This window comes from Marinomonas shanghaiensis, from assembly GCF_003259175.1.
GTDB classification, from domain to species: Bacteria; Pseudomonadota; Gammaproteobacteria; order Pseudomonadales; family Marinomonadaceae; genus Marinomonas; species Marinomonas shanghaiensis.
The window spans coordinates 1-19,601 of record NZ_QGOK01000011.1 but is presented as its reverse complement, the minus strand read 5'-3'; the positions used below and the strand labels follow the sequence as shown (position 1 = coordinate 19,601).

Sequence of the window (19,601 nt, the reverse complement as noted above, 5' to 3'; positions counted from 1 at the left end):
GTAGATAGACCAAATTTATATCTGGTTATCATTTGGATTATTGGTTGAGTGGATGGCGTGAGTTGAATTCTCTTCACTATTTAGAAGGCGGTTCGTCTGGCTCGGAGACTGTATTTGCAGCAGAAGTCTCATTTTGTTCTGCACTGACGGCCATATAAGCAGAAACTTGCGACATTAAGAAACTCAATACATCTCGGCTAGCGCCATTAAGCAAATTTTTTCTCGCCTTTCTTGTTATATCAAGCTGTGTCGTTGCTCCCAAAACAAAACTCGCGAGTAAACCTGATGGGCTTGTGGCTTTATCTAATAGGTTATCAACCGCCTTTTCACGGGATTGTTTAGCACGCTTCTCCAATAGCTGAGTGCGCATATATAAACGATCTCGTTGTTGATTCATTCGCTTAATGCCAAACATAGACTAATCCTCATCCGTTGGAATAACTGCATCTAAAGTACGAGCAAAGTTCATGTTTTTTAGCGTTCGTTTCACCCAGTAAAGCAGCGCAAAAGAGCTGAAAAAAGTCGCTAACGTGGCGGTAGACAAAATACCAACAAGGGAAAAACCATAACTCCACGCCACAACGGCAATGGTCGCTATCAATAACAACCAAGTGGTCAGTAATAAAAAAATCACACCGCACATTAAGGCAAGAAGCTGAGCACTGGATGCAACCCACAATTTCGCCTCTAAAGCCCCCAGCCCTAATACGCTCTTCAGCCAACTTTTATGAGTGTTAATAACCTCATCAAAATCAGATTGTTCTTGCTCTGAAGCACCGTGCGGTGGTGTTTCCATGGATGGTTTTCCTCAGCTTATTTACGTTTGCAAAGGAAACTTGCGGCTAAGGCACCCGCTAGAAAGGCGATACCAATGGTTTTAACAGGGTGTTCTTTGGCATATTCGCCTACGGCTGAAGAGATTTTTTCCGATTGATTTTTCGCAGTGTCTGCAATTTTATGGGCTTGTTCACTGATTTGCTGAGCCACTTCTTCAATACGCTCTTGGCTCTGTTCTTTCATTTCGGCTGCACTGTCCACCCCTTTGTGGGCCGCTTCGGCAACACTATCTACTTTTTCATGGGCCTTTGATTGGGTCGTGCTTTTGGTTGTTGTAGCCATTCTTCATTCTCCTTACTCGAATTAAAATTAACTTTTCAACGCCAATATAGCGACAAAAAACGTACATCACCCTTTTAACCCTACGTGGTTCGTTTAGAATGGTCAAATTTACCCAGCGAAACGCATATTCTTTCCTTTTTTTATGAGTCTTCTTTAAAGAATTTCCGCAATAAAAAGCCGTTATACTCACAATAAAACACGTACAACAGTCTACAAATGAAAAAGGACAAAAATAAAGCTTAGCTTTATTCCTGCCCTTTTAGGATTGAGCCATAATAACCCCTTTTGGCTTATTGCATCTTTAATAAATGTTTAAACGATGACCCATAAAAGCGTTATTTTTTAATATCCACCCATGCGTCCCAGCCTTTCCATTCGTCCATATCAGAATTGCTCCCAGTTTCAACCTCTGCAACGGGAGCAGCTTGCTTATTAAACATTTGAACATTCATTAATTTTTTAATTAAGCGAGACATTTTAGTTTTCCTTATCTTTGATGATGTTGGAAATATCATGCTAGCACTGAAAAACGAAAGGATACGTCAGCAACCTCTAAAGAAAGTCTCTTTCCCCATTACACAAATAACCATCCTCTTTCTTGACGTATAGTGGCTATAACATAAAAAAGCGGATCGTTTTATCGAAGAAAGGACACAATTTGAACACGTTTAAATTATGTCAAACAGCCCATTGACGAGCCTCTGACACTGCATTTTTTAATAAAGGCCACTCCAACAAACTGCGCTGATATTCTCCTGCTTTACCACCCAAAACAACACCATAGGCATTCAAACGAAACGCCAAAATTGAGAAAAAAGCGTCTACAGCTCCAGCTTGTTCAAACATAAATGGCCCTTTGGCTTGAGTAAAAATCACCTCAATGCGTTCGACTTCTTTTTTCAAGGAATCAGTCAAATGTTCTAATGGTGCCACACTTGCTAACGTAAACGGGCATTGGCTACGCAGAGCCGTGAAGCCTGAATGCATTTCCATGCATAAACTTCTAGCTTGTGCTCTTTCTGATTGAGCTTTTGGATACAAAGCGCCATTGGAGCATTCATTAAAATACTCTGCAATTGCTAAAGAGTCATGTACGATAAAACCGTCCACCAACAAAGCTGGCATCAGTCCTGTCGGAGAATATTTTCGCACTTCCGTTGTATGACCCATTTTACTTAGATCTATCGGTACAAGGTCTAACGGAATATTTGCTAATGCCCCACATATTCGAGCACGTAGAGACCAAGTGGATAAAGTACCTACCACTAATTGCATAAATCCTTACCTCACTATTGATTAGACAAAGATACCATTTACTTCAGCTTGGTGACCAAGAGTTGCTCCACCCTAACGCCTTCCAAATCCAACACCTCAAATTTATAACCTTCATGGACAAAAAAATCAGTACGTTTTGGCAAACGTTTAAGACTATAGGTAATAAAGCCCCCTAACGTCTCATACTGCGTCCGATCAGGAAACTCTTCAATTCCCAAACTGCGCATCACATCATTAATAGGAGTAAGTCCCTCTATTAGCCAAGAATTCGCATCACGCTGTACGATTTGCTCTTCATCATGAGGGGTTAGTAATCCCCCCATAAAACCGCCTAACAAATCTTTTACTGTCACAATCCCTACTATGGTTGCATATTCATTTACAATTACAGCAAAAGCTTGTGGCGCGACTTTAAAAGCATTGAGTGCTTCGGACAGAGTCAGTGTTTCAGGTAAATAAAAGACATCTTTGTCAATTTTTTCTGGTTTAATGTGCGCAGGTTCGCCTTTTAATACCAAACGTAAAATTTCTTTTGATTCAATAATACCGTGAATTTTATCCAAGCTTCCATCGCACACTAGAAAATCATTATGAGGATGTTCGATAATTTTCTGGCTAATCTCTTCACTGCTATCATCAATATCAAAATAAATAATTTGGTCCCTTGGCGTCATCGTACTGGAAATACTGCGTGTTTCTAATTCAAACACATTACCAATCAATTGATATTCTTGTCGCTGTAGACTGCCGTCCTCAGCGCCCGCGTCCATCATGGCAACAATATCCTCTGTTGTTACAACCTCATCACGATCAATCGGCACGTTAAAAATACGCAGCATAGTATTGGTCAAACCGTTAAATAGAAAAACGACCGGCGTAAGTATAAACGTCACCCATAACATGGGTGTCACCATTCGAATAGCGACCGCTTCGGGCATGATAATCGCCAAACGTTTCGGTAATAAATCCGCAAATAAAATAAAGAGAGAGGTTAAACACAAAAACGAGACAACAAAACTAATCTGATCAAGCAGAGGTCCAGAATAAAGTAAGCCGACAAATTGCTTGATATAAGGTGTTAATGCTTGCTCACCAATAATACCGCCTAAAATAGCAATCGCATTTAAAGCAATCTGAATCATTGCAAAAAATGCACCCGGCTTCTGCTGCAGTTTCATCACGGCTTGAGCTTTTATGCTGCCCTCCTCCGCCAGTACTCTCAATTTTATTTTTCTCGCGGCGGCCATGCTAATCTCAGACATAGCAAACAAGGCACTGGCTATAATCAGCAAGCCAATACTTAACATATCACTCATTTTTATCTCTCTTGTTACCAGGTAAGGTAGGGTCTAGACTCACATTGAGACGCGATAACATTCCAACGCAATATAACCAGCATTATAGAAGCTCATTCTGTCGATACAACGCTTATTTTCTATACTTTCAGAAGGGGAGCGAGCAATACTAAATGCTAAGAGAGCGTCGTAGAATACAAACACCAAATCCTTTTTTAACTTATCTGAGAAGCATTATGATTATCACCTTAACAACGCCCGCCATGCTGTTCCCCGCCGTCTCTTTACTGCTTTTGGCTTACACCAACCGATTTGTCACTCTGGCTTCCATCATCCGTAATTTTGACCCTAAATTAGAAGACGAAAATATCAAAGAACAGATTGCCAACCTGCGCAAACGCATTTATTTGATACGTCGTATGCAGGAAGCGGGAGTGATCAGTTTTTTTCTTTGTGTCTTATCCATGATGGCGATTTATCTAGAATATCAACAGGCGGGAAGCTATATCTTCGGTGCCAGCTTAGTGTGCCTAATGTACTCCCTGTATTTATCCGTTCGAGAGATCACCATTTCTTGTGATGCATTAGAGTTACACTTGCGGTATTTCAGTGCCAATGTGAAATCCAAAAATGGTAAGAAGCCCTCTCAATAACGAAGTATCTGTACGTTAAAGCCTTTTAAAGACGACTCAGGAGAATATTGAGAAAAATAGTCGACGAAGCTTTCATCAATGACTTTTTTGTAGGTCAAACTGGCATGACGAAGATAGAGCACGCCATCTTTTCGAATAACGATCCCCTGATGAGAAACATTCATATTGGTGCCAATCCACTGCTTTAATGGCCAATCGGGCCGCACCATACTGATGACACTGCCTGATGGAATACGATCAAGTAAAGCCTGATTGACCGCTCTTTCAGTACCTGTAAACAACGCGGTTAAGGGCACATAGGGCAAATAAGCGGGCTCTGGTGTAAAATCACGGCCCTCTTCTTTTAATTGCCCTAACAGCCTTTGGCAATCGTTAGAAGTCGTCGCATCGCACCCTAACACATCACCGCTAAGGTGCTGATACCAAGCGGCTTTATCAATAAGAGTTTGCGCTACTTGAGCCGTACCTCCCGCCACATCTGGCGTTATATCCTGTAGTTTATCTTGGTTGTTATGAAACCAGTCTAAACTGGGAAAATGATTACGTGACACAAAAGAAACGTTTCCATCCTGATAACGCAGTGCTATTAGGTTGGCTTCAAACTCAGCGGAAGATGTCGACATAACGCCTGCCAACAGTGTTTCAACATAGGTGGTGCAGTCAAACACATCAAAACGAACAAGAGGATCCTTGTCATATTTGCTAAGAGGTCCTTCGCCAACGCTACCACCAACATATTCAGCCCCTAAAAACACCTGACTCAAAACAAGCATTTTTTCAGCATAAGACGAGGCATTAAACACGTCTCGCTGAACAGAATAATGATCTATAGCCTGATAAAAAAGCGCTCTATTCGCGGCATCAACGGCATTCACTGGTGACCTATTGTCGACCTCTGTTTGCGCTGCGGTTGACAATAGGCAATAACAAAGCACGCTAGTAGCAACAAACACTCTTCCTACATGATGTTTCATAGAAACTTCCCAATAACGACGAATATCAAACAGAAACATAAAAAAACAAACGCTGATTAAAAAATGTTCTCTTCGTATGCTACTATGTGTCTGCGTTATGTAAAACAAAAGCAATATTGTTAGAAGGCCGTTTTATGCAAATCAACAACACCTCATTCCCGTATGGTCAGCAGGGTCTGCAGCGTAGCCAAGACAGACTAGACCAAGCCAGTCAAAAGGTCGCCAGTGCGTCTACCCAAACGCTTGGCCAAAATAACACACAGACTAACACCAGATACGGCTCGGCCATTCAAGATGGTCTAATTGAAGCGAAAAGCAGCGAACTAGAAGCCAAAGCCAATGCAAACGTCATAAATGCGTCTGATAAAACCATTGGCCGACTGATTGACATCACGGTTTAACCTTTATACGTCAAAGCGCCATTAATTCACGCACTTCCTCATTTGAGGTAAAGCGCACAATGCGCCTAATCTCTTGACCATCCTGCAATAAAATCAATGTTGGCCAAAGCTTAACACCAAACTGTCGCCCAAGTCGTTTACCTTTACCATCAAACACCTTGATATGAACGATTTTTGAGTCTGTTTTGATACTGCTTTCCACAGCATCGCGAGCTGCCTGGCAATGCCCACACCAAGGCGCACCAAACTCCAATAAAGCCCGTCCCTCTAGAGCATGAATGTCTTCAAGACTGGGGGCCTCTTCCGAGTATTCAGAGTTAAAACCGATTGTCATTGCTTGCATCCAAAAATCCTCTTTTTAGTATTTGAATAAGGCCAGACGCTGTGAGATAAAACAGCGTCAAACAATAATCACAAGTTAAGGATAAAACACCATGTTTAGTCACATTATGTTAGGCGCCAATGATGTACAAGCCTCAAAAGCATTTTATGATGCAACGTTTAAAACACTTGGCTATGGCGAGGGCTTTGTTGACCCAAAAGGAAGATGTTTTTATCGCACTGATACCGGTACCTTTGCGATAACCAAACCAATAAACGGCGACGCGGCCACTCACGGCAATGGCAGTACGATTGGTTTTGCAGCCACATCTGAAGAAGCGGTAAATGCTTGGCATGCGGCAGGAGTAGCCAATGGCGGAATAAGCTGTGAAGACGCGCCAGGAATTCGCGCATTAGGAAAAACACAACTGTATTTGGCGTATTTAAGAGACCCATCAGGTAATAAGCTTTGCGCCATGTATAGACTGTAGACACACAATCATTATTAGGTAGTGACCATGAATCACTACCTAATAACGTTAAACTCTTCTCGACATTCATCGGATCCCATTTCGAACTCGCGACAAATCCAAGGACGATTCTCATAAATAGTACAGAGAAAAGTATCTCTATCGACCGCAGAGCACCAGCCATCGTCGAGTCTAAGCATGGTCTCACCACCCCACTCATCCACTGAAACGTGCTTATCCGGTACGCCAGTGTCACTGATGATCATCACCTCCATACGACAGCAGCATGCTTGACACTGAGCGCACGTCACATCGGAATCGGTTATGTTTTTAAGGGCAATGGTCATAAGTGGCTGCAAATTGGTCAAAAACGTCAATATACACCGGATCTTAACGAGAAGATATTAACCTAACGACGATCAAGAAACGCGAAATAGTCATCTGCACAGACAATACAAGCCCTCACAAACGAGAACCTATATTGTCACATTCAAGGCTTATACCTTGAATTTCACCACCAACTCATTAAGCTCTATCGCCAATCGAGTCAGTTCGGCCGTACTCGCGCTTGTTTGATTTGCACCAACCACCGTTTGCGCAGCTAAGTCACTAATTGTAGTGATATTCCCATCTATTTCTTTCGCCACATTCGATTGCTCTTCTGCCGCACTGGCAATCACGTGGTTGCTGTCACTTATGGCGATAATACGCGCTGTGATTTGCTCTAATGCCTTAGACGCTTCCGCTGCAACCATTTGTGCCTGATTGGTTTTTTGACTTGTGCTGTCCATAGACGTCACCGCTTCATTAGCCGAAAGCTGAACCTGACGCACCATGGTCTCTATTTCACCGGTGGACTCTTGGGTGCGATGAGCAAGATTTCGGACTTCATCGGCGACAACCGCGAAACCTCGACCTGTTTCACCAGCACGAGCGGCCTCGATGGCCGCATTTAAGGCCAATAGGTTTGTCTGCTCTGCCACGGCTCGAATGACATCCAAAATCTGGCCTATTGATGCCACTTGCTCAGCCAGTTGGTTAATCACTCGAGTACTGTTTGTCATCTCTTTATTCATGTCAAGAATCACAGCCGTTGTCTCACCTACTCGCGCCTTGCCTTCCGCCGCCAATGTAGCAGAATCCGCGGACGCTTCTGAGGTTTGCTGTGCAGTACGAGCCACTTCATCCACGGCAGAACTCATCTGAGTGATGGCTGATGCAGCGGATTGAATTTCATTGTTTTGCAACATCAAGCTATTTGACGAGCTTTCTGTCACAGAACTTAACTCTTCCGCTGCCGATGCCAATTGACTAGAAGAATCACCAATGTGGACAATGGCCTCACGTAAATTCCCCTGCATCGCTTTGAGCGCATTGGTTAAACGAGCCAATTCATCCTTACCTTCAGGAACAATAGCTTGCGTCAAATCCCCCTTAGCAATGATTTCGGCAGAATTGACAGCCTCTAAAAGCGGCTTGTTAATGCTCTTTGACAGTACCATGGCAATCGCGACCCCCAACGCCACAGAGATGGCTATCACGATATTGATCAAAACAAAGCCTTCGTCATAGGATTTTACCGAGTCTTCACTCGCTTCATCCGCTTCCTTTTGATTTGCTGCCACCATGGCTCGCAACATTCTAGCCATATCATCCGCAGCGTCGTTCATTTCCGGTATAAGTGTCTCAATTGCAGACAGATCACCAGTCATGACCAAAGCAGTGACTTGATTTTGCAGTCTGTAGTAATTACTTTCTTGTTTAATAAACTGCTCGAATAAACGTTTTTCACTTTCTGTATCAATAATCGCTTCATAGTCGGAGCGAGCCCCAGCAACCCCCTTTTTGATACTCTCAAGCGCAGATAAAGTTTCTTTCTTACTGTCTTCACTCGTTGCACTTAACAACCTCAGTGTAAAGATCCTGACTCGCATCAGATCTGTACTCATATCACCTAAGCTGGTAATGGCTGGCAAAACTCTTGTTTCAATCAATTCTGAATTCGATCGAATCTTATTCATCGTAGAGATACCGACACCACCTAAAATGATCATCAGAATGATGGCCGATGAAAACCCTATTAACAGTCGAGATCGAATATTTATATTCCGTAACATAACCTTATCCTCTTATGAATTTAACACTTAAAACAATCAGATGACGCAACAGCCACCTAAAAAACAACAAAAACTGTAAATGAATATAATCTAAAAAATTTTGGTATCAGAATTCTGAAAAACATTTTGATTATTCGTTCGATCTTGAGATGGTATTTAAAAACCAGCTTTCAAAATCTTGTGAGCTTAACGGTGGGGAAAATAAATACCCTTGAATGACTTCGTAACCAATTGCTTTTAAATAAGCTAACTGCTCTAAGGTCTCCACACCTTCTGCAATGGATACCGCATCAATTTTTTTTCCAATTGACAAGACAACGTCACTCAGTTCTTTCGATAATGGACTCGGAAGATGACTGACAAATGCTCTATCCAACTTTAGTTGAGATACAGGAAACTTCAATAATCGTTTTAAATTTGAATAGCCTGTACCAAAATCATCTAAAGAGATCGTGATCCCCATGGAATCAAGAGCGCCAATCACATCAATAAAAGAATTGGATAAAATAATTTTCTTACTTTCAGTGATTTCTAAAACAAGGTCCGCTGAAATAAGACCGTTTCTTTGCAGAATAAGTTGAACCGTTTCAATAAGGTTAGCTGAGTGAAAAGTATAGGGCGAGAAATTAACGGCAATCAGAGGAACAGGTATATTTTTGTCGCGCCATACAGCCAACTGACGACATGCTTCTCGAAGCACCCACAAGTCCAGCTCAGCGATGAATCCGAACTCTTCTGCCAAATCAATAAAATCATCAGGGGCAACATAACCAAACTCCGTGTCGTGCCATCTTGCCAACACCTCAACCCCGTAAAGCTGATCGTTCAAAATATTAATCTGAGGTTGATAATGCAGCGTCAATTTGTTCTGTTGCAAATCCGCTTTTAACCGCTGAGCCATTTTTAATGAGGGATGGCTGCTACTAAGATAAGCACCGACATTGTCATCATAAACAACATCATTGTCTTGAATGAGTAGGCTATAATAGTGCCTCCCTAGCAACTGAAATGCTTCTACCTGAACGTGAATCTTATAAGGCTCGCTGTGGACAGGTGTAAAGGTAAGAGTGATGCTTTTTCCTGCAATACGCTTAAATTCAGTAACAGGATAAACACGTTGTTCCGCTTCAAACCAAAAGCAGTTTGACGGCAATAAAGCATCGATTTCAGGATAAAGACTTGAAGAGGTTAGCATTTTTTGTGCTTTATCATTACAAGAAACGATACAATCGTTACTGTCTAACACAATAAAGCCATGATTCGTTTCTTGTAACTCCTGCCAATCATGCCCAGTATTCATTCCTTCTGTTTTCACAAGTCAATCCTTCTACTGCATGCTTCGATTAACACAAGATACCGTCTTTTATTTGTCTTTAAGACACAAACAACCCTCAATATTGCCTATATGGCAAAAAGTGTCAAGCAAATTGCCTGTCAGGTTTTGTCATATAGGCAAAATTAAACGGATAATCTTGCCATGAATATTGGCCAAGTTATCAAGATCTTACGCATACAGCGCAAGATGACCCAAGAACAAGTCGCACTGGAAGCTGACATGGCCACCAGCAATCTGTCACGAATTGAAAAAGGTCAAAGGCAACCTTCACAAAAAGTCTTACAGAAGCTTGCTATGGCGTTAGATACCAAACCTTCGATCTTGTATGCTGCCAGCGAACATCCACCAGAAGACATTGCCGACTTTTTAAGGCAGGAAAATAACAAAGGAAAACTCGCAGAAACCCCAATTGACGTTCAATTCACTTACGAGGCAAAAATGGTGTTGAGCTTATTCAGCGAATTAACACCAAACAATAAATCGTTATTATTAGAACAACTAAAAGCCATACACAAATGGCAAACAAAAACGGACCAGTAAACATTCGGTGCGATTAGTTCAGGGCTCTGCACTTTCACGTCACTAAGCCCCGTAGTAAAAAATAGAAAAATAATGACAAACGGTTCCAGCCACCACAAACAAATGCCAAACCAAATGGCCGTAACGCAGCTTAGAGTCGATCACAAAAAACACCACACCCAAAGTATAAAGCACACCGCCTAGTACCAACAGCAGCAAACCATTGGGCGCCATAAGTGAAATAAGCGGTTTGATCGCAATAAGAATAAGCCAGCCCAAAATAACATAGAGCGTCGTAGAAACAGCAGGATGAGAAGCCTTACCAAAGGCTTTGAGAGCAACCCCGATCAAAGCTAATGTCCATACGGCGACGAGTAAAGACCAGCCCCAAACGCCCTCTAACACTCCCAAGGTAAAAGGGGTATATGTGCCCGCAATCAACAAATAGACAGCAGAGTGGTCAATGACTCGAAAAACATATTTCGCCTTGCCTCTAGGCATCGCATGATAAAGTGTCGATGCCAAATACAATAAAATCATGGTAGCGGAGAAAATACTGACCCCGACCACAAAACTGACATCAGCGTAGTCAATCGCGCTTAGAATGAGAAACGGTGTGCCAACAATTGCAGCAACCAGCCCCACTCCGTGGCTGATACTATTCGCCACCTCTTCTCCGAGTGACTGACCTCGACCTGAGGACGCTGTAATATATTTGCCCATGCCTTAACGCTCCTCAATGAACTCTTAAAAGCATGGAACAAGTGGTGCTGTTTGACAATGAAAGACAACGAATAAACTATGCAAATAAAAATAGTCCTCTTACAAAGCGCTATCTGTGTCGCTCACTGACTAAAAAAGTTAAATGTCCCTTGAGAAGAAAAGACTAATTTTGACATATTTGTGGCGCCTGATAATCCAAACCTAACAAAGTAAAGTAATTTTCTCCCAAGGCAATATTACGAAACGCATCGTCATCTAGGTATTGAAGTATCCGGCTCGTAACCTCCAATTCCTGCTGGTACACCTTAAAATTATTGCCTCGAAAAGCAACAAAATCAGAGCCAGGCAAAATACGTTCAGAATAACGATTAAGGAATGCCACATACAAAGGCTGATTCGCGGCTTTACTAAAATAATAGTCGTCCAAAACTCGCCAAGATATATCAATCATCAAGTTCGGATATTGATCTAACAGACGAGACAAGATAGCAATATGCTCAGAGGCATCCATTTTCGTTTGCTCATAAGACAACCCCATGTGCGCCCAGACTATTTTATTATCTGGATACAAGGCCAAGGCCCGTTCCATTAAAGGCAAATACAAGGTAGGCGAGGTATTATTCCCTATATCGGAATGAATCGTTATGGGGTAGTTCCGTACTCTTAACTCCGTCATAAAACCTGCCCATTGCGTAATGTCTTTTGGGGTTGCTGGTTTATGACGGTTATTAAACTGCGCCTGCTTCACCAGATTCACTTCCCCCATCCAGTGAAACAGTCCTGGGTATTCCTTTTCGTAAAGCTTCATGAGGGCAACGGTCGGTTCAGGATCAGACAAATCCGTAAAGGTCATCGACAACGTCAGGTGAAGATCATCTGGTTTGTATTCCAGCATATTGGCGGCATTCACAAAATCATTTCGCGTGGTAGGCGATACTGGCGTGCCTGGGCATTTTAAATAATTAGAGCAAAGAGAATCAGACGGCAGCATTTGTCCAATGCCATACACATTGGCAAAACGCACACTGGTTTGAGATAAATAGTCATTCACTTCATTAAAGGGAATCGCTCGACCATCGAAAGGCCGATAATGTAGATGCGTATCCACCACAGCCGTGTATGGTTCTGTCTCTCTGTCGTAACAAGCAGACCGACCTTTAAACGAATCCAGCGAACGCAACGCTGGTGTGTTATCAGAGGCGGCACAACCACCGAGCAACACAGAAACCAACACAGCAAAAGACATACAAGGGCGCATCACAAACATTCCCACAAAATAAGAGACTCAGAACTTTGCCCGACACGAGAAAAGAAGTAAAGAAATGCTAAAACAAGCCTTCCTTTTCCTCCTCATAAAACGACACCTAAAATCCACACCTTTTGCTTTGACCTATTCTCGTCAAAACGCTATTTTGTACGGCGTTTTTTTAAACTGCTTGCTGTACAAAGCGGGTTTCTAATAGGAAGGACTCATGTCTACCCACCACTACTATCAACTACAAGGCTACTTTCGTGAACTGATTGAGCAGAAAACACTTAAATCGGGCAGTAAGTTACCCTCGGAAAGAGAAATAGGGGAACAGTTTAAACTGACCCGCGTCACGGTTCGACAAGCGCTGCAAAATCTAGAAGCGGAAGGTCTGATTTATCGACAAAACCGCAAAGGCTGGTTTGTCACACCGCCAGCGGTAATCTACAACCCATCGAGCCATCTTAGTTTTAATTTGTACGTCACCGAGCAAGGTTTTCTTCCGCACACGGAAAAATTAATGCAACAAATTGAGCCAGCAAATGCGTACATTGCCCAATTAATGAACATCGCAGAAAACGCCCCTGTTCTGTACCTTCATCGCCGACGCTCCATTAATCAACGGCCCGTGTTGATCGAAAAAATGTACATCAATCTTAATTTATTACCCGGCATTGAAAAAGAAGACCTTACCCAATCCTTGAGTCAGTTACTGAAAAACAACTATCAGCGGGAATACCGAGACATGGACCTCGTCTTTAAATCTACCTCGCTGCCCAGTAGCGCGGCTAATGAATTAGGCATTTCAGCAGGACAGCCTGGATTGCACATTGAGCGTATTAACTACACGGATGACAAACAGGTATTGGAAGTAGATTACGAATTTTGGCGCCATGACGCGGTCAATATTAACATCGCTATCCGAGACTAGCCCTTCTTTTACACATATACATCCCCAGCCTTTTCTTTGTAAAAGGCCTCCCATCAGACCGCTCAAACCAATAAATTCCGCCCTCATGTCATCGATTTGACATATTTGGCTGATATCTTGCTTATTAAATCTGGTCTATACCAGATTAAGTCTACCCAAACGATGATAAAGATGGAGAAGTGAAGATGACAATCAAGCCCTTGATCAAAAGCCTAAGTGCTATCGCCGGTATCGGCATGGTTTCCATGGCTGCTCACGCTGCAACAACAGAACTCACTGTCTATTCTGCCGTAGAAGCAGAAGATCTGAAAAAATACGCAGCCCGCTTTAATCAGGATCATCCCGACATCAAGATCAATTGGGTACGCGACTCAACGGGCATTGTCACGGCAAAACTCTTAGCAGAAAAAGCCAATCCTCAAGCCGATGTGGTATGGGGCTTAGCGGCTACCAGCCTAATGTTGCTCAAAAACGAAAACATGCTAGAAAGCTACAAGCCAAAAAACTACGATCAACTCTCCCCTAAATTCAAAGACACGTCAGAAAATCCTGTCTGGACAGGCATGGACGCATGGATGGCTGCTATCTGCTACAACACAGTGGAAGCAGAAAAACTCGGCTTACCCAAACCTACTTCATGGCAAGATCTAACGAACCCTGTTTACCAAGGCCATATCGTTATGCCAAACCCAAGCTCATCGGGCACGGGCTATTTAGATGTCAGCAGTTGGCTGCAATTGTTTGGTGAAGACAAAGGCTGGGAATACATGGACGCGCTACACAACAACATTGGCAGCTATACACACTCAGGGTCTAAACCTTGTAAATTAGCGGCATCAGGGGAAACCGTTATCGGTATTTCGTTTGCCTTTCGTGCTGCCAAATCTAAAAAAGAAGGCGCACCACTGGACATCGTTTTTCCAACCGAAGGCTTAGGTTGGGACATGGAAGCCACAGCCATCATCAAAGGCACCGATAAGTTAGAAGCAGCCAAAACCCTAGCGGATTGGGCAGCGTCACAAAAAGCCAATGAAATGTACAACGAAGGCTACGCTGTGGTTGCCATGCCAGGCATTGCACAACCCGTTGAATATTTCCCCGCTAACGCAGAATCACTGATGATCGAGAACGACTTTGCTTGGTCAGCGGCCAACCGTGATGCGATTTTGACCCAGTGGCAACAACGCTATGACAACAAAAGCGAGCCAAAATAACACTCACACTCCAATCATAGAGCAAAAAAGTGAGATCAAAAAACACGCGTCAGGCACACACGGTCGTGTGAGTCTGACGAACCTTTGATCATCGGCATCTTTACATGGATCATAATAGAGGGCGACTTATGTCTAGCAAAGTGTCTAGTAGCGCATATTTAGAACTTCACAACATTCACCAATCCTTTGGCTCACATCACGCGCTAAAAGACGTGTCATTACAGATTGCTGAAGGGGAATTTGTCTGTTTCTTAGGGCCATCTGGATGTGGTAAAACCAGCCTATTACGCATTATTGCAGGTTTAGACACTCCGACGTCAGGCACGCTGTTACAAGGCGGTATAGACATTACTCACGCCCCCATCAAACACCGTGATTTTGGCATCGTCTTTCAATCTTACGCGCTCTTTCCCAATTTGACCGTCGCCGACAACATCGCCTATGGTCTAGTGTCACAAAAAGTTTCTGCCAATGATCGTCGTGCCCGCGTCAAAGAATTACTGACAACGGTCGGCTTATCGGGCAGTGATGATAAATACCCCGCACAACTGTCTGGTGGTCAACAACAACGCGTCGCCCTTGCAAGAGCATTAGCCACGTCCCCTGGCCTATTACTTTTGGACGAACCCTTGTCCGCCTTAGACGCCAGAGTCCGCGCTCATTTACGTCAAGAAATAAAACAGCTGCAAGAAAAACTGGGCGTCACCACCATTATGGTCACCCATGACCAAGAAGAAGCGCTCACCATGGCCGATCAAATCGTGGTGATGAATCAAGGCGTCATTGAGCAAATTGGCTCACCACAAACAATATATGCCCACCCACACTCCCCTTTTGTCGCCGAGTTTGTCGGTGAGATGAATTTCCTAAATGCCGAAGTCACAGGCACAGGACAAATGCAATCTGGTCAACTCACACTGCACTGCGCTCCATCGAATACGCTTATGCTTGGAGACCATGCCCAACTGGCGATTCGTCCTGAAGACGTGCGTTTTTCGGCCAATCAAGATAACCTCCTAGATCACAACAATACACTGCGTGCAGAAGTCATTCATCTGGAATTTTTGGGCTCGCGGGTTCGCTCGTTATTAAAACTGGACAACCACAAGCGTCCAATATTGGCAGATATCTCTATGAACGAAATGGCGCACTTACAACTAAAACAAGGCCAAATGGTTCACTGTCAACTGCCACAGGATCGTCTACATGTGTTTGGAGGCGCAGCATGAACCAAGCACTCACTCAAACAGAAACCACTAACATCGCCGCCACACCAAGCAAGCGCCCATGGTTTGGACGCCGTAGTCTAGATGAATGGTCCCTTGGTGGTGTGCTGATTATTGGCGTACTGGGGTTATTTATTTGTGTGGTATTGCCGCTTTATACGCTGCTATCAAAAAGTGTGCAAAACAGTGACGGACAATTTATTGGCTTAGCCAATTTTGCCAAATTTGTTACCACTCCTAGCTTATTTAATTCCGTCAGTAACTCTTTATGGATCGCCTTCATCTCAACGATCATTGTTACCAGTCTGTCTTTTTTGACTGCATACGCCATCAGTCGCACTCGTATACCACTGAAAAACACGTTTCGAACCTTGTTGGTCTTACCAATATTAGCGCCGTCTTTGCTGCCTGCGATTAGCTTGGTGTATTTATTTGGCAACCAAGGGATTCTCAAAGAATTACTGCTGGGAGAAAGTATCTATGGTCCCATCGGTATTGTCATTGGTTCGTGTTTCTGGACCTTTCCCCACGCTCTGATGATCATGCTAACGGCGTTAGCCAATACCGACGCGAGGTTATACGAATCCGCCGAAGCATTAGGCGCATCACCCATGCGCACCTTTTTTACCGTCACACTGCCCGCCGCTAAATACGGCATCATCAGTGTGGCCTTTGTGATTTTCACGCTGGTGATTACCGATTTTGGAGTGCCCAAAGTCATTGGTGGTCAATTCAATGTGCTTGCCACCGACATTTATAAACAAGTCATTGGACAGCAAAACTTTGAAATGGGCGCCGCCGTCAGTGTCATACTGCTGTTGCCGGCACTGTTAACCTTTGCTACGGATCGCTGGCTGCAACGCCGTCAATCGGCACTGCTCACATCCAAAGCCGTACCTTGGACACCGCCCGTTCGTCCTCTGATTGACAAGATTTTTTTGGCCCTTATGTGTCTTGTGTCTGCTTTTATTGTCAGCATTATCGCCATGGCCGTTTACGCCTCCCTAGTGACTTTTTGGCCTTATAATTTAAGCTTGTCACTAAAGAACTATAATTTTGACCTGATGGACGGTGGCGGCTGGAGTGCCTATTGGAACTCCATCCAAATGGCCTCTTACACGGCGATAATCGGTACGGTTTTTATTTTTTTCCAATCCTACCTAGTGGCAAAACTGTCTGGATTTGCCGTGCTTAAATGGTTTTTCCATCTGTTTGCGATTTTGCCTTTGGCAGTACCTGGCTTGGTATTGGGTTTGGCGTATATCTTCTTTTTTAATGCTCCCAACAACCCTCTCAATGGTATTTATGGCACCATGACGATCTTAGTGATATGCACCATCAGCCACTTTTACACCGTCTGTCATTTAACCGCGACCACCGCGCTGAAACAAATCGATGCGGAATTTGAAGCGGTTTCCGCGTCTTTAAAAGTGCCGCAAATCCTTACCTTTTGGCGAGTATCCTTGCCCGTGTGTATGCCTGCGGTACTCGACATAGCCAGTTACCTTTTTGTAAATGCCATGACAACTGTGTCTGCGCTGGTGTTTTTATACTCCTACAATACCAATTTGGCATCGGTGGCGGTATTAAACATGGACGAAGCGGGTGACATTGCTCCAGCCGCAGCCATGGCTGTGATGATCATGCTAACCTGTATGGTGGCACGTTTGGTTCATTGGCTACTGGGCAGTGTCCTGCTCAAACACACACAACATTGGCGTCGACGTTAGGAGCCGCTATAAATGACAATCACCGCCATTATTTTGGTGCTTATTTCGACTTTTATGCACGCGGGCTGGAATTTTTTTGGCAAAAAAACCAGCCCCACGCTAGGTTTCTTTTTCCTCACCATGGTGGCTGGAAGCCTGATTTTTTCCCCCGTGGTTTTTTACCATTGGTCACTGATAATGGCGCTCAATGTCGATATTGTGGTCTTACTGTTTTTAACCGGGCTGTTTCAGTCTTTCTATTTATGGGGATTAGCAGAAGCGTACAAATCTGGCGATATGTCGATTGCTTATCCCATTGCCCGCTCTTCTCCATTAATTGTCGTGTGTATTTCCAGCTTCTTTCTCGGCCAACAACAAAATGTTTCCGCGCAAGCTGTGGTAGGAATTGTGCTGATTGTGCTGGGCTGCTTGTTTATTCCCTTACCAAGTTTTCGTGATTTAAAACTGTCTAACTACCAAAACCGTACCACTGCTTTTGCTCTGGTAGCGGCGTTTGCAACGGCTGGATATTCCTTAGTGGACAACCGTGCGACACAACTGATGCGAGGCTTAACCAATGATGTAGGAGATACCCTCGCCAGCGCCAGTGAAGTGGCTTTGGTTTATGTCACCTTGCAAAGTGCTTTTTCTGTCATTTGGATGATTGGCATTGTATTAAGCACACAAAAACAACGCAGCGAATTGTGTATTTTAAGCAAAACCCAATGGCGTGCAGCGCTGCTAACTGGCGCACTGATGTTAGGAACCTACTCATTGGTAATTTTAAGTATGGCGTTTGTCGATAACGTCAGCTATGTGGTGGCCTTTCGGCAGTTAAGCATTCCGCTGGGCGTGTTATTCGCAGTGATTGGTTTTAAAGAGTCGTTGAAACGCCCCAAAATAATCGGCGTAATAATCACATTCATTGGCTTAATCGCCGTCGCGTTGGGCTAGCTCACACCAGCCTTACCATTATCACTATTCTATTTATCTGATTAAGGAGCCTATATGGCACTGGCATTTTTTGACCTAGATAACACGCTGGTCGCAGGCGATACCGCCCAAGCATTTGCGGAATACATGGCCGCCAATGAACTTCCCACCCCGATCGATTTTTTAGACATCAATCGTGCTTACATGGAAGACTACGATGCAGGTACCTTACACCTCGCTGACTACATGCGTTATACCCTGTCTCCCTTGTGTGGCTTAGACTCAGACACAGTGGCGGCTTTTATTGAGCGCTTCATCCAAGAAGTGGTCGTGTCTATGACGCTGCCCAAAGCACACGAACTCATTCAAAAACACAAAAACGCCGGCGATGAAGTGGTGATTATTTCAGCAACAGGTATACACCTTGTCGCTCCTATTGCCCGTTATCTTGGTGTAAAACACGCACTTGGCGTCGATATTGAAATTAAAAATGGCCGCATTACCGGTGAACTGACGGGCGTTCCTACCTTTCGAGAAGGCAAGGTCACACGCGCATTACAATGGGCACAAGAACAGGGCTATGAAATGACAGACACCTACTTCTATAGCGATTCACATAATGACATTCCTCTGCTAGAGAAAGCGCTTTATCCTGTTGCCGTAGACCCAGACCCTATTTTGACCACCATGGCAAACGCCAAAAACTGGCCCATTATTAGTTTAAGATAATAAGCCTAAAGACCAACCTACAGGTATTTGGTTTGTGTAGGTCGTGCTTTAGCGCGTCAAGGGGGTTGGTTTGGTGTTGTCCGTTTTTGTCGGCCTGAAGGCGCGACCTACAGGTGATTTGGTTTGTGTAGGTCGTGCTTTAGCGCGTCAATAGGGTTGGTTTGGTGCTGTCCGTTTTTGTCGGCCTGAAGGCACGACCTACAGGTGATTTGGTTTGTGTAGGTCGTGCTTTAGCGCGTCAAGGGGGTTGGTTTGGTGTTGTCCGTTTTTGTCGGCCTGAAGGCGCGACCTACAGGTGATTTGGTTTGTGTAGGTCGTGCTTTAGCGCGTCAATAGGGTTGGTTTGGTGCTGTCCGTTTTTGTCGGCCTGAAGGCACGACCTACAGGTGATTTGGTTTGTGTAGGTC

At 43.9% G+C, this 19,601-nt stretch carries 23 protein-coding genes; 10 read left to right on the top strand and 13 right to left on the bottom strand.

What is annotated here, in order from left to right; genetic code table 11:
• Positions 1-76: 76 nt before the first annotated feature.
• The 6 genes from DKT73_RS09770 to DKT73_RS09750 all read right to left on the bottom strand — a co-directional run bounded on the left by DKT73_RS09770 (position 77) and on the right by DKT73_RS09750 (position 3,710).
• Positions 77-415, bottom strand: coding sequence for a hypothetical protein (locus DKT73_RS09770; protein ID WP_111638376.1), 339 nt, complete (start codon positions 413-415; stop codon positions 77-79).
• 3 nt (positions 416-418) lie between these two features.
• Complete coding sequence (locus DKT73_RS09765) at positions 419-796, bottom strand: hypothetical protein (RefSeq protein WP_111638375.1); 378 nt, start codon at positions 794-796, stop codon at positions 419-421.
• Between the two features lie 17 nt (positions 797-813).
• Positions 814-1,119 carry a DUF883 C-terminal domain-containing protein gene (locus DKT73_RS09760; protein WP_111638374.1) on the bottom strand — a complete coding sequence of 102 codons (306 nt, stop codon included), beginning with the start codon at positions 1,117-1,119 and terminating at the stop codon, positions 814-816.
• Positions 1,120-1,454: 335 nt separating this feature from the next.
• Complete coding sequence (locus DKT73_RS20035) at positions 1,455-1,595, bottom strand: hypothetical protein (protein ID WP_157959168.1); 141 nt, start codon at positions 1,593-1,595, stop codon at positions 1,455-1,457.
• Positions 1,596-1,797: 202 nt separating this feature from the next.
• On the bottom strand, positions 1,798-2,394 hold the full coding sequence (locus DKT73_RS09755) for a glutathione S-transferase N-terminal domain-containing protein (RefSeq protein ID WP_111638373.1): 597 nt from the start codon (positions 2,392-2,394) through the stop codon (positions 1,798-1,800).
• A 38-nt stretch (positions 2,395-2,432) separates the two neighbouring features.
• Positions 2,433-3,710: a polyamine export protein PaeA gene (locus DKT73_RS09750; RefSeq protein WP_111638372.1), complete on the bottom strand. Its 1,278-nt coding sequence runs from the start codon at positions 3,708-3,710 to the stop codon at positions 2,433-2,435.
• A 215-nt stretch (positions 3,711-3,925) separates the two neighbouring features.
• On the opposite strand from DKT73_RS09750, the gene DKT73_RS09745 reads away from it, so the two are divergent.
• The gene (locus DKT73_RS09745; RefSeq protein ID WP_111638371.1) at positions 3,926-4,342 is read left to right on the top strand and encodes a DUF2721 domain-containing protein; all 417 of its coding nucleotides are present in this window, start codon (positions 3,926-3,928) and stop codon (positions 4,340-4,342) included.
• On the opposite strand, the gene DKT73_RS09740 is transcribed toward DKT73_RS09745, so the two are convergent.
• Complete coding sequence (locus DKT73_RS09740) at positions 4,336-5,316, bottom strand: N-acetylmuramoyl-L-alanine amidase-like domain-containing protein (protein ID WP_111638486.1); 981 nt, start codon at positions 5,314-5,316, stop codon at positions 4,336-4,338. The two genes, DKT73_RS09745 and DKT73_RS09740, sit on opposite strands and share 7 nt — an antisense overlap.
• 134 nt (positions 5,317-5,450) lie before the next feature.
• Between DKT73_RS09740 and DKT73_RS09735 the strand changes: the two genes are divergently transcribed.
• Complete coding sequence (locus DKT73_RS09735; protein ID WP_111638370.1) at positions 5,451-5,717, top strand: hypothetical protein; 267 nt, start codon at positions 5,451-5,453, stop codon at positions 5,715-5,717.
• A 10-nt stretch (positions 5,718-5,727) separates the two neighbouring features.
• Here DKT73_RS09735 and DKT73_RS09730 read toward each other — a convergent pair whose 3' ends face one another.
• Positions 5,728-6,060 carry a thioredoxin family protein gene (locus DKT73_RS09730; protein ID WP_111638369.1) on the bottom strand — a complete coding sequence of 111 codons (333 nt, stop codon included), beginning with the start codon at positions 6,058-6,060 and terminating at the stop codon, positions 5,728-5,730.
• A gap of 91 nt (positions 6,061-6,151) precedes the next feature.
• Between DKT73_RS09730 and DKT73_RS09725 the strand changes: the two genes are divergently transcribed.
• Positions 6,152-6,529 carry a VOC family protein gene (locus tag DKT73_RS09725; protein ID WP_111638368.1) on the top strand — a complete coding sequence of 126 codons (378 nt, stop codon included), beginning with the start codon at positions 6,152-6,154 and terminating at the stop codon, positions 6,527-6,529.
• A gap of 35 nt (positions 6,530-6,564) precedes the next feature.
• On the opposite strand, the gene DKT73_RS09720 is transcribed toward DKT73_RS09725, so the two are convergent.
• The 3 genes from DKT73_RS09720 to DKT73_RS09710 form a co-directional block, all read right to left on the bottom strand.
• The gene (locus DKT73_RS09720) at positions 6,565-6,855 is read right to left on the bottom strand and encodes a YkgJ family cysteine cluster protein (RefSeq protein WP_111638367.1); all 291 of its coding nucleotides are present in this window, start codon (positions 6,853-6,855) and stop codon (positions 6,565-6,567) included.
• Positions 6,856-7,005: 150 nt separating this feature from the next.
• Positions 7,006-8,625, bottom strand: a complete 1,620-nt coding sequence (locus DKT73_RS09715; protein ID WP_111638366.1) for a methyl-accepting chemotaxis protein — start codon at positions 8,623-8,625, stop codon at positions 7,006-7,008.
• Positions 8,626-8,755: 130 nt separating this feature from the next.
• Positions 8,756-9,940, bottom strand: coding sequence for an EAL domain-containing protein (locus DKT73_RS09710; protein WP_111638365.1), 1,185 nt, complete (start codon positions 9,938-9,940; stop codon positions 8,756-8,758).
• A gap of 162 nt (positions 9,941-10,102) precedes the next feature.
• Here DKT73_RS09710 and DKT73_RS09705 point away from each other — a divergent pair, with 162 nt between their 5' ends.
• Positions 10,103-10,501 carry a helix-turn-helix domain-containing protein gene (locus DKT73_RS09705; RefSeq protein ID WP_111638364.1) on the top strand — a complete coding sequence of 133 codons (399 nt, stop codon included), beginning with the start codon at positions 10,103-10,105 and terminating at the stop codon, positions 10,499-10,501.
• Between the two features lie 42 nt (positions 10,502-10,543).
• Here the strand turns inward: DKT73_RS09705 and trhA are convergent, their stop codons facing one another.
• Both trhA and DKT73_RS09695 read right to left on the bottom strand, forming a co-directional pair.
• On the bottom strand, positions 10,544-11,203 hold the full coding sequence (gene trhA, locus DKT73_RS09700) for a PAQR family membrane homeostasis protein TrhA (protein WP_111638363.1): 660 nt from the start codon (positions 11,201-11,203) through the stop codon (positions 10,544-10,546).
• A gap of 163 nt (positions 11,204-11,366) precedes the next feature.
• The gene (locus tag DKT73_RS09695; protein WP_111638362.1) at positions 11,367-12,461 is read right to left on the bottom strand and encodes an amidohydrolase family protein; all 1,095 of its coding nucleotides are present in this window, start codon (positions 12,459-12,461) and stop codon (positions 11,367-11,369) included.
• Between the two features lie 214 nt (positions 12,462-12,675).
• Between DKT73_RS09695 and DKT73_RS09690 the strand changes: the two genes are divergently transcribed.
• From DKT73_RS09690 to DKT73_RS09665, 6 genes are all read left to right on the top strand, one after another.
• Complete coding sequence (locus DKT73_RS09690; RefSeq protein ID WP_111638361.1) at positions 12,676-13,383, top strand: UTRA domain-containing protein; 708 nt, start codon at positions 12,676-12,678, stop codon at positions 13,381-13,383.
• Between the two features lie 185 nt (positions 13,384-13,568).
• Positions 13,569-14,597: a putative 2-aminoethylphosphonate ABC transporter substrate-binding protein gene (locus DKT73_RS09685; protein WP_111638360.1), complete on the top strand. Its 1,029-nt coding sequence runs from the start codon at positions 13,569-13,571 to the stop codon at positions 14,595-14,597.
• Positions 14,598-14,725: 128 nt separating this feature from the next.
• Positions 14,726-15,826 (top strand): putative 2-aminoethylphosphonate ABC transporter ATP-binding protein, encoded by a 1,101-nt coding sequence (locus DKT73_RS09680; RefSeq protein ID WP_198666583.1) that lies wholly within the window; start codon positions 14,726-14,728, stop codon positions 15,824-15,826.
• A complete protein-coding gene (locus DKT73_RS09675) occupies positions 15,823-17,553 on the top strand; it encodes a putative 2-aminoethylphosphonate ABC transporter permease subunit (RefSeq protein WP_111638358.1) in 1,731 nt (576 codons plus the stop codon). The genes DKT73_RS09680 and DKT73_RS09675 overlap by 4 nt, the downstream gene beginning before the upstream one ends.
• A 12-nt stretch (positions 17,554-17,565) precedes the next feature.
• Positions 17,566-18,486, top strand: coding sequence for an EamA family transporter (locus DKT73_RS09670; protein ID WP_111638357.1), 921 nt, complete (start codon positions 17,566-17,568; stop codon positions 18,484-18,486).
• Between the two features lie 54 nt (positions 18,487-18,540).
• On the top strand, positions 18,541-19,194 hold the full coding sequence (locus DKT73_RS09665) for an HAD family hydrolase (protein ID WP_111638356.1): 654 nt from the start codon (positions 18,541-18,543) through the stop codon (positions 19,192-19,194).
• The last annotated feature ends 407 nt before the right edge of the window (positions 19,195-19,601 follow it).